Source organism: Streptococcus sp., from assembly GCF_041802885.1.
In the GTDB taxonomy this organism is placed as follows: domain Bacteria; phylum Bacillota; class Bacilli; order Lactobacillales; family Streptococcaceae; genus Streptococcus.
Genome location: NZ_JBHCHN010000051.1, coordinates 1 through 15,692, shown reverse-complemented (window position 1 = coordinate 15,692; position 15,692 = coordinate 1). Strand labels below are relative to the sequence as shown.

The 15,692-nt window shown below is 43.5% G+C and carries 14 protein-coding genes; 5 read left to right on the top strand and 9 right to left on the bottom strand.

The window, feature by feature from the left end; translation table 11 throughout:
- Positions 1–98: 98 nt before the first annotated feature.
- From ACEYCN_RS06700 to ACEYCN_RS06685, 4 genes are all read left to right on the top strand, one after another.
- Entirely contained in the window at positions 99–632 is a 534-nt protein-coding gene (locus tag ACEYCN_RS06700; protein WP_373713517.1) for a TetR/AcrR family transcriptional regulator, read from the top strand.
- Between the two features lie 84 nt (positions 633–716).
- The gene (locus tag ACEYCN_RS06695; protein WP_373713516.1) at positions 717–1,700 is read left to right on the top strand and encodes an ATP-binding cassette domain-containing protein; all 984 of its coding nucleotides are present in this window, start codon (positions 717–719) and stop codon (positions 1,698–1,700) included.
- On the top strand, positions 1,693–2,472 hold the full coding sequence (locus ACEYCN_RS06690) for an ABC transporter permease (RefSeq protein ID WP_373713515.1): 780 nt from the start codon (positions 1,693–1,695) through the stop codon (positions 2,470–2,472). The genes ACEYCN_RS06695 and ACEYCN_RS06690 overlap by 8 nt, the downstream gene beginning before the upstream one ends.
- A gap of 1 nt (position 2,473) precedes the next feature.
- The gene (locus tag ACEYCN_RS06685) at positions 2,474–3,256 is read left to right on the top strand and encodes an ABC transporter permease (RefSeq protein WP_373713514.1); all 783 of its coding nucleotides are present in this window, start codon (positions 2,474–2,476) and stop codon (positions 3,254–3,256) included.
- A 187-nt stretch (positions 3,257–3,443) separates the two neighbouring features.
- Here the strand turns inward: ACEYCN_RS06685 and ACEYCN_RS06680 are convergent, their stop codons facing one another.
- The 7 genes from ACEYCN_RS06680 to gap all read right to left on the bottom strand — a co-directional run bounded on the left by ACEYCN_RS06680 (position 3,444) and on the right by gap (position 10,157).
- Entirely contained in the window at positions 3,444–3,842 is a 399-nt protein-coding gene (locus tag ACEYCN_RS06680; protein WP_373713513.1) for a GNAT family N-acetyltransferase, read from the bottom strand.
- Between the two features lie 269 nt (positions 3,843–4,111).
- Positions 4,112–5,458, bottom strand: a complete 1,347-nt coding sequence (glnA, locus tag ACEYCN_RS06675) for a type I glutamate--ammonia ligase (RefSeq protein WP_373713512.1) — start codon at positions 5,456–5,458, stop codon at positions 4,112–4,114.
- Between the two features lie 33 nt (positions 5,459–5,491).
- Positions 5,492–5,854 (bottom strand): MerR family transcriptional regulator, encoded by a 363-nt coding sequence (locus tag ACEYCN_RS06670; RefSeq protein ID WP_373713511.1) that lies wholly within the window; start codon positions 5,852–5,854, stop codon positions 5,492–5,494.
- 86 nt (positions 5,855–5,940) lie between these two features.
- Positions 5,941–6,456 carry an aromatic acid exporter family protein gene (locus ACEYCN_RS06665; RefSeq protein ID WP_373713510.1) on the bottom strand — a complete coding sequence of 172 codons (516 nt, stop codon included), beginning with the start codon at positions 6,454–6,456 and terminating at the stop codon, positions 5,941–5,943.
- Between the two features lie 459 nt (positions 6,457–6,915).
- Positions 6,916–8,112, bottom strand: a complete 1,197-nt coding sequence (pgk, locus tag ACEYCN_RS06660; protein WP_373713509.1) for a phosphoglycerate kinase — start codon at positions 8,110–8,112, stop codon at positions 6,916–6,918.
- Positions 8,113–8,246: 134 nt separating this feature from the next.
- Positions 8,247–9,089: an aldo/keto reductase gene (locus tag ACEYCN_RS06655; protein ID WP_373713508.1), complete on the bottom strand. Its 843-nt coding sequence runs from the start codon at positions 9,087–9,089 to the stop codon at positions 8,247–8,249.
- 57 nt (positions 9,090–9,146) lie between these two features.
- Positions 9,147–10,157: a type I glyceraldehyde-3-phosphate dehydrogenase gene (gene gap, locus ACEYCN_RS06650; RefSeq protein ID WP_373713507.1), complete on the bottom strand. Its 1,011-nt coding sequence runs from the start codon at positions 10,155–10,157 to the stop codon at positions 9,147–9,149.
- Positions 10,158–10,655: 498 nt separating this feature from the next.
- Here gap and ACEYCN_RS06645 point away from each other — a divergent pair, with 498 nt between their 5' ends.
- Positions 10,656–11,579 carry a glycerophosphodiester phosphodiesterase family protein gene (locus ACEYCN_RS06645; RefSeq protein WP_373713506.1) on the top strand — a complete coding sequence of 308 codons (924 nt, stop codon included), beginning with the start codon at positions 10,656–10,658 and terminating at the stop codon, positions 11,577–11,579.
- A gap of 85 nt (positions 11,580–11,664) precedes the next feature.
- Here the strand turns inward: ACEYCN_RS06645 and ACEYCN_RS06640 are convergent, their stop codons facing one another.
- Together ACEYCN_RS06640 and fusA are read right to left on the bottom strand one after the other, a co-directional pair.
- The gene (locus ACEYCN_RS06640; RefSeq protein WP_373713505.1) at positions 11,665–13,659 is read right to left on the bottom strand and encodes a M13 family metallopeptidase; all 1,995 of its coding nucleotides are present in this window, start codon (positions 13,657–13,659) and stop codon (positions 11,665–11,667) included.
- A gap of 181 nt (positions 13,660–13,840) precedes the next feature.
- Positions 13,841–15,692, bottom strand: a 1,852-nt coding sequence (fusA, locus tag ACEYCN_RS06635) for an elongation factor G (RefSeq protein ID WP_373713504.1), incomplete at its 5' end; no start/stop codon positions are given.

The following is a 15,692-nucleotide window of genomic DNA, read 5'->3' as shown; positions in this document are numbered from 1 at the left end:
AAAACTGATAAAATACATTATACAAGTATCCATTTCAAAATCAAGTAAGAAGATCAGTTTTTAGACAATGTGTCTAAAAATGTTCAAAAGGAGAAACAATGGGAACAGATAATCGAAAAGAACGGACTCGGCAGGCTATTTTGGATGCAATGGTAACCTGCTTAGAATCTCAAGGTTTTAACGAAATTACAACCACGCATCTAGCTCAGACAGCTGGCATTAGTCGTTCCAGTTTTTATACTCACTATAAGGATAAATATGAATTGATCGATTCTTATCAACAAGGTCTCTTTCACAAATTAGAGGTGATATTTAATCGCTATGACGGCAATCGCCAGTCATCTTTCTTAGAAATCTTTGAATTACTCTATCGTGAAAAGCTGCTCTCAGCTCTACTTACCCATAATGGTACACAGGAAATCCAAAGTTTTCTTATCAACAAAGTCCGATTGCTTGTTGAAAACGATTTGGCAGAACGTTTAGGAAAGGAAGACCTACCCCCACTTGAGAAAGAATATCGGAGTATCTATTTTTCACATGCCTTTTTTGGAATTATACAAGCATGGATTAACAGAGGGAAAGAAGAATCTCCTCAATATATGACCGATTTTCTGATAAAAATGTTACCATAAATATTCTTTTCCATCGCCAGCTTTTGGGGAATATGTTATAATAGCCTTGCGTAACGCAAACGTTTTCTTAAGGGAGATTATGACATGATTCAAGCAGAGCATCTTTCCAAAACTTACTCCATCATCGAAAAGGAAGTCGGGCTCAAAGGTTCTATTACAGCCTTTTTCAAGCCCAAGAAAAAATCGATTCCAGCTGTCCAGGACATTTCCCTGCAAGTCGAAAAGGGAGAAATGATCGGCTATATCGGATCCAACGGGTCTGGCAAGTCCACCACCATCAAAATGCTGACAGGGGTCCTCTATCCTGACCAGGGTCAGGTCCGCATCAACGGGCTCAACCCTCAAGAGCACCGCAAGGCGGTGAACAAGCAAATCGGGGTGCTTTTTGGGCAAAAATCTCATCTGGATTGGAATCTGCCTGTGCAGGAATCCTTTATTCTTCATGCCAAAATTTACGATGTTCCAGATGCCATTTTTAAAGAGAGATTGGCTGTCTTGATCGATTTGCTGGATTTGGCAGACATCATGAAACAGCCCATCCGCAATCTGTCCCTGGGCCAGCGGGTTCGCTGTGAATTTGCCGCCATTTTTATCCACCAGCCTGCCGTTGTCTTTTTGGATGAGCCGACCATCGGCCTAGATGCCAGTGTCAAGGAAACCATCCGCTCCTTTATCCGCTACATGAACGAGACATACCAAACCACCTTTTTGATTACCTCTCATGACATGAAGGACATCGAGAGTCTCTGTGAACGGATTTTTATCATTGATAAGGGGAAAAAGGTCTATGATGGCTCTTTGACCAGGCTCAAGGAACGATTTTCCACCATTAAAACCATCCTCTTTTCTACCGAAAAAGCCATCGAGAAAGACTTGCAGCTGGAGGGTTGGGAATTTGAGCGCAAGGATGACTTTCATTTTGAAATCCACTACCAAAGTCAGCTTTGGACCAGCGCCCAGGTTATTGAGCAAGTCTTCAATCATTTTTCAGTGGAAGATGTCACCATGAAGGAATTGGAAATCGAAAGCATGGTCCGCCAGATTTATGAGGAGGGCATCCATGCGTAAGTATCTCTATCTGACCCGCCTAACCATGATGACAGCCTTGCAGTATAAGGCTTTCTTCGTGGCAAGCTTCCTCTCACTGGCTGTCAAAATCTTGGTGGCCCTCTTCGTTTGGAAAACCATCTTCTTCACGCAGCCAGAAGTAAATGGCTTTAGCCTGCAGACCTTTACCACCTATATTATCTTCGCCAATCTCCTGGCCAGTCTAAATTCCTTCTCACTGGGAGAAGATTTGTCTTACAGTATCATTCAAGGTAGTATCGCTGGCGAATTTCTCAGGCCCTATTCCTTTATCGTCGCCCTCTTTTTCAAGGATTTAGGCCATAAGCTCCTGGAATTGTTCAAATTTTTCCTGGTTTTTATAGGCATCTTGCTAGTCCATCAAGATTTCTATTTACCAGACGGGGGAACCATTCTCATTTTCCTGCTCAGTTCCATCCTAGGGATGTTTATCGTCCAGCTCTTGGATATGGCCTTTGGCTTTTTGGCCTTTTTCACGGTCAATGCCTGGGGCGTCATGCTCTTGAGAACAGGCCTCTTCAATCTAGCTTCCGGCGCTCTCTTGCCCCTCAGTTTCTATCCAGACGCTGTGGAAAAGATTTTGAGATTTTTGCCCTATAACTATGCCGTCAACGTCCCCGTTTCGATTCTCCTCGGTCGGGAAAGTGACCTAACAGCTTTGGCCTTACAAGTCCTCTGGATACCCATTCTCGGCTGCTTTATTGCCATTCTTTGGTCCCAAGCCAAGCGCCGCATTACCATTTTTGGAGGTTAAAATGAAAAAATACATCAGCCTCTATCTCTATAATATCAAGGTCTTCATGATGGCCCAAATGTCTTTCCGGGTCGACTTCTTTATCGGCCTCTTCTCCTCCTTGATGGAGCAAATTGTTTATCTGATTTTCCTCAACATTCTCTTTGGAAATATCAAGGAAATTGCCGGCTTTAACTACGGGCAGATGCTCTTTATCTATGGCATTGCAACGGTCGGACGGTCCATTCACCTGATTTTCTTTGACAATCTCTGGATGTTCGGCAGCCGCTACATCCGAAGGGGGGAGTTTGAACGGCTCCTCCTCATGCCAGTCAATCCCCTCTTTCAGCTCATTTGTGAACGAATCCAGCCCCAGGGAATCGGGACCACCCTCATCGGTTCCATCGCCCTCATTCAGGCTTCTAATGAACTGGGTTTGGAATGGAATCTTTGGAAACTTCTCCTGCTGGTCTTTATCACGATTTGTATCGGCCTGCTCTATGCGGCCATTCAGTTGGGACCTACCGCTCTGGCTTTTTGGATTGTCGAATCCTTCCCGCTCACGGTAGGCATTTTCTCCCTCAACCAGATGGCCCAATACCCAATCAACATTTATCCGCGAATCATCCAATTCCTGCTGGTTTTCATCTTCCCCTATGCCTTTACAGCCTACTTTCCGGCCCTCTATTTCTTGGATTTGTCCATGTGGGGACTGGCCTTACCGCTGGTTGTCGCAATAGTCTTTGCCATCCATTACAAACTTTTCCGCTATGGCATGACCAAATTCACCAGTGTAGGAAATTAATTTTTCGAGACGCTACAATACGTAATAACACACAAAACACTCCTGTTGAAATCAAACTTCTGATTCAGGAGTGTTTTTGTCCAATAAGCCATGATCCATTTCCAAGTGATATCATTGCGATCCCACTACTGATCAACTTGAGTATGAATGTCTGCCACTTTCCCCTTTCAAATCAAAAAAGCAGCTGTCATTCTGATAGCCACTTTATAAAATGGTACTTGGTAATGCCTGCTTGGGGGACATCTTCCAGGGTCGCATAGATTTGATAGCCCGCCTTGAGATAAAAATCCTTGGCCTGATAGGATTTGGTCGACAGGGTGACGCTCTTGATGTCCCGAGACCTAGCTTCCACCTCCAATTGTTTCAAAAGGGCCATACCCAAACCCCTGCCACGGTATTCTTTTTGGACAACCAGGGCCTTGATATGGGCAGTTTCCAAAGTCTGTTGAGCCTGCAAGACAGCCACCCGTTGACCATCCACCTCTTCAACCAAGTAAAAGGTTTCTGGCTCAAGAGGACCAGCTCCCTGATCCCCGAAAACCTCCCTGTACTGTTCCACAAAAATCTCCTGAATCCAATCTTGCATGCAATGTCTCCTTCCTGAAGGCAAACTGTCTTCGCTTTCAAATTTCAAGGCTCGAGTACATGATGGTCGCTTTCTAGTTTCACGGCGACCAACTGAAAGAGTCACTTCCCTGACTCTTAATAATGTGAGCTGACTAGCGTCCGCTTTTATCTCCCGCCTCAAAAGGTCCCCCGGACCTTTTGAACTCCCCAAACTGTTTGTATCCCCAGACCATAACTCGCCTTTTCTGTTTTATTGCTCGTGAAAAAATGGTCCCCCGGACCATTTTTTTAATATAAATCCAAATAATTGTCGATTTCCCATTGGGAAACGAAGGTTGCATAGCTGGCCCACTCGATTCGCTTAGCTTCCAAGAAGTTGGTATAGATGTGGTCTCCGAGGGCCTTGCGAACAACCTCATCCTTTTGCAATGCCTTTAGGGCATTGTGAAGGGTGGATGGAAGATCGATGATGCCCGCTTCCGCCCGTTCTGCTGCTGACATGGCATAGATGTTGGTTTCTACTGGTGCTGGTGCGTCAATCTTGTTTTCAATTCCATCCAGACCTGCTTCCAACAGAACAGCTAGAGCTAAATAAGGATTGGCCATCGGGTCAACCGAGCGCAATTCCAAACGAGTACTCATGCCACGGGAAGCAGGAACCCGAATCAATGGCGAGCGATTACGGCCAGCCCAGGCAATATAGACTGGAGCTTCAAAACCAGGCACCAAACGCTTATAGGAGTTGACGGTTGGATTCATGATGGCTGTATAGCTATAGGCATGTTTCATGAGACCACCTAAGAACTGGTAAGCTGTTTCTGACAATTCCATCCCTCGAGGATCTTTCGGGTCATAAAAGGCATTTTGACCATTTTGATCGAAGAGAGACATATTGCAGTGCATACCTGAACCAGCAATACCGTACTTAGGCTTGGCCATAAAGGTTGCATACATTCCATGCTTACGGGCAATGGTTTTAACCACCAATTTGAAGAGCTGAATCTTATCGCAGGCGCTCAAAACATCATCATACTTAAAGTCAATCTCGTGCTGACCGACTGCACACTCATGGTGGCTGGCTTCTACTTCAAATCCCATTTGAGTCAAGACATTTACAATCTCACGGCGAGTATTGTCTGCCAAGTCTGTCGGTGCCAGGTCAAAATAACCACCCTTATCATTGACTTCCAAAGTTGGATTGCCATGCTCATCCATCTTGAAGAGGAAAAATTCTGGTTCAGGGCCCAAGTTGAAGGAAGAAAAACCAAAGTTATTCATATGCTTCAAGGCTTTTTTCAGATTGGAACGAGGATCCCCAGCAAAAGGTTTCCCTTCTGTCGTATAGACATCACAAATCAAACCCGCTACAGCCCCATTCTCATCTCCCCAAGGAAAAATCGTCCAAGTATTCAAATCTGGATAGAGATACATATCTGATTCGTTGATACGCACAAATCCCTCGATAGAAGATCCGTCAAACATAGCCTTGTTAGACAAAACCTTTTCTACTTGCTCCTCGGTAGCTGGGATTTCTACATTTTTCATGATTCCCATAATATCAGTAAACATGAGACGTAAAAACGTGACATTCTTTTCCTTAATCTCTCGACGAATATCCGCTGCTGTGATAGACATAACTTACTCCTTTTTCTACAAATACATGCTTCTTTACATGCGGAATGAACTAAAACCACTGGTAGTTGGATTGAAACCACCCACCTTAGAAAGCTCATCGTGAAGAATTTGCCTTACTTGGCTGTCTGACAAAGTTTGACGTCTCGCCAATTCCTTAGCCTCATATTCTTTCTTGATGGCTGCAATATTGTAGCCATCAGCGATATAGTCCTTGATTTCCAATAACCGGTCCATATCATTTAAAGAATACATGCGGCGGTTGCCTTCGTTTCGGTCAGGGTAAATCAACCCCTGTTCCTCATAGTAACGAATTTGGCGCGCTGTCAAATCGGTCAATTTCATCACACTGCCAATCGGAAAGACTGCTAGTGATCTCCGTAATTCCTTTTCTCTCACGAAAAGCTCCTTTCTGTTCTCCATTATAGGATAATTCATTTTGTTCGTCAAGTGGAGATGTTAGATTTTCTAACATCGTTCGTTATTTATTTCTTTTTCAGAAAATTTTTCACTATTTCTAGGTCATAATTGACTAAAATGGCAATAAAGACCCCAACAAAGGTTTCAAAAACCCGACCCAAAGCATAGAGAATCGAATCACCAGCGGGTACAGACAAGGCAATAATCAACATAGTAGCCACACCGCTGATGACTCCGGCCGTATTGTTAAAGGCCACATTGGTCATGATGGTCAGCATGGTACACAGGGGTATAAATAGCAGAGTGACCCAGAAACTGTGCGAAAAAAAATCACTCACAATGAAGAACAAGAGAGCATAGAATCCCCCGATGGAGTTACTGAGAACACGAGAGGAACCAAAGTGTACACTTTTTCCAAAATCCTCACGCAGACTAAAGACTGCTGAGAGAGCCGCAATCTGAGTTCCATCCCATTTTAATAAATGAAAAATCAAAATCACCAAGAAAACAGCCAAACCGGACTTCACCGTTCTCATTCCAAATTTAAATTTTGTCGAATCAAATTGATATTTCTTAAACATAGTTTTATTGTAACATGTTTTAGAATTTCTCGCGCTGAAACCCCATCTTTTTTTAAAAATCTTTCCCATTCCTCAACCAAACCATCTTATTCTCAGAAAGGTGATGGAAACCGCAGTCCCTCAAAGTAGCAAAAAAGGACGGCAAACCGTCCTTTTCTTTACCTAGACTGATTTACTAAACTCACTACATTTCCTAAAAAGTCTAGCCTATGCACTAGAAAAGAGGCTGGACATTAAGTTCAGCCTCGTTTATTAGAGTTAGTGATAACACTTTGACGCAGTGGTTGATTGGCTTTAACAGTCTGGGGGACTGTTAAAGGTTGGAGATAAAATTTGCGAAGCAAATCTCAGCTGTTCGTGTTCTACACTCCAAATCTGACCTCTACGACTGATGCGAACAGAGTTCGCTTCATTTCCAACCTCAAAATATCTCCCAGATATTTTGAGCTGACTTACCGCCTATTTTTCAGTCAGCGCTGCAAGACCAGGGAGAACTTTACCTTCGAGCAATTCCATAGATGCTCCGCCGCCCGTTGAGATCCATGAGAATTTGTCTGCACGGCCGAGGTTGATGGCTGCTGCTGCTGAGTCACCACCACCGATGATAGATTTCACGCCTGGTTGTTTCACGATAGCGTCCATCACACCGATAGTACCCGCTTGGAAGTCTGGGTTTTCAAAGACACCCATTGGGCCATTCCAAACAACTGTTTTCGCACCAGTTAATTCTTCGTCAAATTTAGCGATAGATTTTGGACCGATGTCCAGACCAAGGAAGCCTTCAGAAACGGCTTCGCCTTCTGTATCACGAACCACATCGTAGCCTGCAAAGGCATTGGCTTCTTTTGAGTCAACTGGCAAGATCAATTTGCCATTTGATTTTTCAAGCAATTCTTTAGCGATGTCCAGTTTGTCTTCTTCCACCAAGGAGTTTCCGATTTCGATACCTTGTGCCTTGTAGAAGGTATAAGTCATACCACCACCGATCAGAACCTTGTCGGCTTTTTCAAGAAGTTTTTCGATAACACCGATCTTATCTGATACTTTTGAACCACCAAGGATGGCGATAAATGGACGAACTGGGTTGTCAACAGCTTCTTGGATGTAGGCAATTTCATTTTCCAAAAGGAAACCAGCTACTGCTTTTTCCACGTTTGCAGAAATACCTACGTTTGACGCGTGGGCACGGTGAGCTGTACCAAAGGCATCGTTTACGAAGATACCATCACCAAGTGAAGCCCAGTATTTACCAAGTTCTGGATCGTTTTTAGATTCTTTCTTGCCATCCACATCTTCGAAACGAGTGTTTTCAACAAGAAGAACTTGACCGTCTTCAAGCGCATCAATGGCAGCTTCCAATTCAGCACCACGAGTAACGCCAGGGAAAGCAACTTCTTGACCCAATTTAGCCGCCAAGTCAGCCGCTACCGGTGCAAGAGATTTGCCAGCCTTGTCTGCTTCTTCTTTGACACGGCCTAGGTGAGAGAAGAGAATAGCACGGCCACCTTGCTCAAGAATATACTTAATAGTTGGAAGAGCTGCGGTGATACGGTTGTCGTTTGTGATAACGCCATCTTTCAAAGGCACGTTAAAGTCCACACGAACCAAAACTTTCTTGCCTTTCAAATCAACATCTTTAACAGTCAATTTTGCCATGAGATATAGACTCCTTAAATTTTTTTATCCTACTCATTATAGCATATTATTTGACAAATTCCTATCAAAATATTATTACTTGTGAAAAAGGTAACAATCTTGCCTCGAGACAAGGTCTCTCCTTCTTATCTCCCTTAATAATCAACCTCATCGGGATTTTTTTGGCTCTTGATACCTTCCAACTTGTCCAACTTATCGACATCATCCGCTGATAATTCAAAGTCAAAGATTTGCAGATTGGCTTCGATATTTTCAGGCGTCACCGATTTTGGTAGGGGTAAGAAACCTTTTTGTAAAGACCAGCGAAGGGCTACTTGAGCAACCGATTTGCCATATTTTGCGGCCAGTTCTTGGGCCACAGGATTGCTAAAAATACTGCCTGTTCCCAAGGGACTATATGCTTCCAAAAGGATATCATATTGGCGACAGAAGGCAACTAAATTTTCTTGGGTACAGCCTGGAGCCAAGAGAACCTGATTGACATGGGGCTTGATGTCAGCAGTTTCCAATAAGGCTTCCAGGTGATGAATCATGAAGTTTGAGACCCCAATGGCCCGTACCTTACCTGCTCGGTAAGCTTCTTCCATAGCTTTCCAAGTGGCGGCATTGCCTGCCTTCCAGGCATCCTGTTCTCGCTGAGCCTTGGGATTTGGCCAGTGAATGAGCAGAAGGTCCACATAATCAACACCCAATTTTTCCAAAGACTCCTCAATCGAAGCCTTGGCCAAGTCGTAGTCGTATTTGTCATTCCAGATTTTTGTAGTCAGAAAGATATCCTCACGCGCCAAATCGCTATCTGCTATCGCCTGACCGACACCAACTTCATTTCGATAAATCTGAGCCGTATCCACATGACGGTAACCAACCTTGAGGGCATGGGTCACACTTTTGTAAACCTCTTCCCCCTCAGGGATTTGCCAGGTTCCAAAGCCGATTTTGGGAATGTTCACACCGTTACTTAACTGATATTGTTCCATCCTATTTTCCTTTCTTTTGAAGAAAAAAAGAAGAACCGAGGTTCTCCTTTTTCAGTCTTATTTAGCGATTTTCGCGAAGTACTCAAGAGTACGAACAAGTTGTGAAGTGTAAGACATTTCGTTGTCATACCATGAAACAACTTTCACCAATTGTTTGCCATCAACGTCAAGAACTTTCGTTTGAGTTGCGTCGAACAATGAACCGTAAGAGATACCTACGATATCTGAAGAAACGATTTGGTCTTCAGTGTAACCGTAAGACTCGTTAGCAGCAGCTTTCATTGCAGCGTTGATTTCATCAACAGTTACATTTTTCTCAAGAACAGCTACCAATTCAGTTACAGAACCTGTTGGGGTAGGTACGCGTTGTGCAGCACCGTCCAATTTACCGTTCAACTCAGGAATTACAAGGCCGATAGCTTTCGCAGCACCAGTTGAGTTAGGAACGATGTTTGCAGCACCTGCACGAGCACGACGAAGGTCACCACCACGGTGTGGACCGTCAAGGATCATTTGGTCACCAGTGTAAGCGTGGATTGTGGTCATCAAACCTTCAACAACACCGAAGTTGTCTTGAAGAGCTTTCGCCATTGGAGCCAAACAGTTTGTAGTACATGAAGCACCAGAGATAACTGTTTCAGTACCATCAAGAACATCGTGGTTAGTGTTGAAAACAACAGTCTTAACATCGTTACCACCAGGAGCAGTGATCACAACTTTTTTAGCACCATTTGCATGGATGTGTTGTTCAGCACCAGCTTTTGATGCGAAGAAACCAGTTGCTTCAAGAACGATATCTACACCGTCAGTAGCCCAGTCAATTTTGCCTGGCTCACGCTCAGCAGAAACTTTAACGAATTTGCCATTTACTTCAAAACCGCCGTCTTTTACTTCAACAGTACCGTCGAAACGACCTTGAGTTGTGTCGTATTTCAACAAGTGCGCAAGCATTGCTGGATCAGTAAGGTCGTTGATGCGAGCAACTTCAACACCTTCAACATTTTGGATACGACGGAAAGCAAGACGACCGATACGACCGAAACCGTTAATACCAACTTTAACTACCATGAATGATTTCCTCCTTATGAAAATCGAGTTATTTAGTTTAAAAGGACAAGCCTTTTCGTTAATTGTGAAAATCGTAACATGTAAATATACAGTTTACTTTTCAACGTTTCTATTATATACCGATTTTTAAAAAATTGCAACTGCTTACTAGTTTTTCCAGTGCAATAATTCGATTTGATCATGAGAAGAAAACGACTGAAAAATGAACCCCCATCCGCTCTATTTTGTTATAATAGAGGCAAGCATACTATGAGAAAGAGACAGAAGAATATGAAGTATAGCACTAGGGCACAGCGGAAAAGGGATAGAACAAAACGTCCCTTATGGAAAAAAATTCTACTGGGAATTCTTACCCCCTTTTTGACCGTGGGAATATGGTACGGCAGTAGTTTAGCCACCTACTTTTATTTCCCTGATTTAAATTATTATTTCATTCGTTATTCCCGGTCCTTCTACCTTATCCTATCTGGCCTCCTATACAGTGGATTAGTCCTCTCTATGTTGATTTCAATATGGGTCTGGTGGAAACTAACTTTCAATGAAAAATTTCGCTGGTGGCATTGGAGACCACTACTCATCACCACTCTGTTGGTTGTCCCTGTTTTTGTTTACTTTTACACGGAGACTGAAAAAGAGGTCAACGCAGGTCCAAAAATCATTTCTCATCGTGGAATAGACAACCAAAATGCTGCGGAAAATACCCTCGAAGCTCTTCGATTGACAAATCGAGAAAAACCAGATTATATCGAAATTGATATCTACGAGACAGCCGATTCGGAATTTATTGTCTTTCACGATGCCAACCTCAGTCACAAGGCGGGAATCCCTAAGGAACCACATGATCTGACTTTAGCAGAGTTAACAGCAATTACTGTGACCGAACCTAGCAGCAAATATTCAGGAAAAATTCCATCTTTCGACCAAATGCTGGATGAAGCAGATAAACTCCATCAAAAACTACTGATTGATATTAAAGTTTCTCCCAAAGATAGCCCTAAAATGATTGACAATTTTTTAAAGAAATACCAGTCACGTCTAGAAAAGAAACAACATCAAGTTCAGTCAGGCGATATTCATGTGATGCAAAAAATCACCAACCACTCCCCAAAATTTGACACCTTCTTGATTACAAACAGCATTACAAATGTTGAAATCTCTGGTTTGACGGGCTATAGTGTCCCGCTTTTAGATTTAACTGAAGATTTGTATAATCATATTGTAGAAAAAGATTACGCCCTTTATGCCTGGACAGTCAACGATACCGATGGGATTGTCACTTCCGAGTATTTAGAAGTTGATGCTATTATTACAGATTATATGAGTAAAACCAAGGAAGATTTAAAACAGATCAAAGATCAAAGAGACTATAGTTTCCCCTATTATCGGCAACTCCATAACCTTCATATCTTTCCAATGATTTAAACTTTTTCTAAAAGCAGAAAGACGTCCATGATTCATAACTGAACATGGACGTCTTTTTTATGGGGAAGGTGCTATCGTCAGGTATTTACCAAACTCTCAGACGATCTTCTGGCTTCACATACATAGGATCGCCCTCTTTGACATCAAAGTCCTTGTAGAACTGGTCGATTTGGTTGACGATATTGTTAACCCGGTATTTAGCAGGCGGATGCTCATCACTGATGTTGGCAATGGCAAATTCTTCGGTGGTCACTTCCCGCCAAACCTTTCCATAAGATTCAAAGACCTTTTTGGTATCATAGCCTTTTTTCTGAGCAATATCAACAGCCACTGTCAAACCTCCCAGGTCTGCCATCACTTCACCGGTGGAAATTTCCCCGTTGACATAGTAGCCAGGAGCCACTTCCAGCTTGGAGTAAATATCTGCTGCCTGTTGAACCTTCTTATTGAATTTTTCAAGGTCTTCTGGCTTCCACCAGTTGACCAAATTGCCTTTTTCATCAAATTGAGAACCTGATTTATCAAAGGCATGAGAGATTTCGTGGCCAATGACCGCTCCGATGCCACCCAAATTTTCTTCAGGAGAGGCCTTTGGATCGTAAAACGGAGCCTGCAAGATACCTGCTGGGAAAACAATCTCATTGCTTCCTGGGCTATAATAGGCATTGACCATGTGGGCAGGCATGCCGAATTGGCTCTTATCAAATGGTTGCTTCAGTTGAGCCATTTCTTCCTGCAGTTCTTGAGCCTTGATCATTTCAACCGCAGAAACAATGCTACCGCCTTCTTCTTTGGACTGAATGGTATAGTTTGAATAATCTCTCCACTTGTCTGGATAGCCGATTTTCACCACCATGGTATCGAGTTTTTTCAAGGCCTGCATCTTGGTTTCTTCAGACATCCATTGGACAGCCTTGATACGCTCTGCATAGGTCTGCTTGATTTCCTGCACCATGGCTTGGATATCAGCTTTGGACTTTTCTGAAAAATGGTTTTTAACATAGACTTTGCCAACCATATCAGAGAAATTTTCCTCAACTGCCGACTGAGCCAGCACATCTGTCGTAGGAACATCTACCGCCCCATTGGCTACTCCCTCATACTTGGCCTTGGCTTCAATCAGGTCTTCTGACAGGTAGTCACTATAGTGGGCAATCACCCGATATTGCAGGAGGGCCTTGAGGGCTTCCAGGTTGTTCTCCTGATAAACTTCGCTGACCTTTTTCAAACCTTCTGGATCAGTCACCACCACGAAGGGAGCATCTTGGACGCCCAAGTTGGCAGCCAACTCTGTGACAGGAAGATTTGGTGCCAGGTCCTTGACTTCATCCCAGCTCTTTGGATTGTAGGCTGCCTTAATATCTTTGGCCTTCTCCTGTGGCAGTTGGGCTGAAGCTAACTCTTTTTCCAGTTCAAAGACTTTTTCTGCCTTGGTCGCCGCTTCCTTAGATGAAGCTCCTGCCATGGTAAAGACTTTCTCCAGATAAGCCTTAAAGGCTTTTTGATTTTTTAGGGAAAAATCATCTGTTCCCTCATAATTTTCCTTCGGAAAACTTAGTTTGTGGGGATCTAAGTAGAGGGAATTTTTGTTGCTGTCCATGATATCTTGAGTGACAGACAAGTTGAGTAAGTTGCGGATGTTTTTACCATAGAGGGAAATCAAAACATTATTCAATTCTGCCATACTAGTGGCCTTTTGAATCTCATCTAGGTAAGGCTTGACGGGTTCTAATCCCAAGCGATTACGGCTTTCAAAATCTGATGCCAAGCGGTAAAAGTCAATCAGTTTTTTCTCATCACTGCCCTCTTTCAACTTAGAATAATCTATGTCCAACTGATCAATCATCTCTTGGATGGCTTCTTGTGTTTTCTCAGTTAACTGACCCAGATTATCGATTTGCGACTGGCCTTCCCCCAATTTTGTTTCCCTCAGCCAATCGGCATTGATATAGGAATGAAAATCTGTCTGCGGAGTGGCTGCTGCCCCTGTATTCGAGGTGCCCGCCTGACCTGTCCCACAGGCCGCTAGAAAAGTTGCACAGACAATGGAGGCGATGGAAATCTTTGTGATATTTTTCATGGTTGTCGTCCTTTCTATGTTTTTATCTACCTTCATTCTAACAAAGCCATCTATTTTTCCTCTGTTGCCTATCTATTGATTTTCTATTTTTTGAGTATGAAAAACGAGAACCACAACCTGGTCCTCTTGAATAATCATCAGCGAAAAAGAAAAAGGCAGCCGAAGCTGCCTGGGTTAGCTATTACGCATTACCACCGTTTTTCTTGATGATTTCATCTTGAACAGATTTTGGTACATCTTCGTAATGGTCAAATACCATCATGAAGGTACCGCGACCTTGTGTTGCTGAACGAAGGGTTGTTGCATAACCGAACATTTCAGCAAGCGGTACATAGGCACGAACGATTTGAGTGTTACCGTGTGCTTCCATACCATCTACGCGTCCGCGACGAGCTGTCACGTGACCCATAACGTCACCAAGGTTTTCTTCTGGTGCAGTGATGGTTACCAACATCATTGGCTCAAGGATAGCTGGCTGAGCTGTCTTCGCAGCTTCTTTAAGGGCAAGAGATGCTGCCACCTTGAAGGCTGTTTCAGATGAGTCGACATCGTGGTATGAACCATCATAAAGTTTTGCTTTCACGTCTACGATTGGGTAACCAGCAAGGACACCGTTTGCCATAGACTCAACAAGTCCTTTTTCTACCGCTGGGACAAATTCACGTGGAACCACACCACCGACAATCGCATTTTCAAACTCGAAGCCTTTTCCTTCTTCGTTTGGTGTAAATTCAATCCAAACATCACCGAACTGACCTTTACCACCAGACTGACGTTTGAAGAATCCACGAGCTTGTGTAGAAGCACGGAAGGTTTCACGGTAAGATACCTGTGGAGCACCTACGTTTGCTTCAACCTTGAATTCACGTTTCATACGGTCAACAAGGACATCCAAGTGAAGCTCACCCATACCCGCGATAACTGTTTCACCAGTTTCAGGGTTGGTTTCAACACGGAAGGTTGGATCTTCTTCAGCGAATTTAGAAAGGGCAATACCCATCTTATCTTGGTCAGCCTTAGACTTAGGCTCAACCATCAATTGGATAACTGGTTCTGGAACGTGGATAGACTCAAGGATGATTTTCGCTTTTTCATCTGTCAATGAGTCACCAGTTGTAGTATCTTTCAAACCAACCGCAGCAGCGATATCACCGGCATAAACTTGCTCGATTTCTTGACGGCTGTTGGCATGCATTTGTAGGATACGTCCGATACGCTCACGTTTGCCTTTTGAAGTGTTCAAAACGTATGAACCGCTGTGAAGGACACCAGAGTATACACGGAAGAAGGTCAAACGACCTACGAATGGGTCAGTCATGATCTTGAAAGCAAGAGCTGCAAATGGCTCTTCATCAGAAGCATGACGCTCTTCTTCAGCATCTGTATCTGGGTTGATACCCTTGATAGCAGGGATGTCAAGTGGGCTTGGAAGGTAATCAATAACCGCATCCAACATCAACTGAACACCCTTGTTCTTGAAGGCAGAACCACACAATACTGGGAAGAATTCAACATTGATTGTTGCACGACGGATACCCGCTTTCAATTCTTCATTTGTGATTTCTTCACCTTCAAGGTATTTCATCATCAATTCTTCATCAGTTTCAGCAACTGCTTCAACCAATTTTTCACGGTATTCTTCAGCTTGCTCAAGGTATTCAGCTGGGATGTCTTCTTCAAGAATGTCTGTACCAAGGTCGTTGGTGTAGATTTCAGCTTTCATCTTGATCAAGTCAATGATGCCGCGGAAGTCATCTTCTGAACCGATTGGCAATTGGATTGGGTGTGCATTGGCTTGCAGACGGTCATGAAGGGTGCTTACAGAATACAAGAAATCTGCACCGATTTTATCCATCTTGTTAGCGAATACGATACGTGGTACACCGTATTCAGTTGCTTGACGCCAAACGGTTTCTGTTTGAGGTTCAACACCTGACTGTGAGTCCAATACGGTTACCGCACCGTCCAATACACGAAGAGAACGTTGTACTTCGATAGTGAAGTCCACGTGTCCTGGTGTGTCGATGATGTTT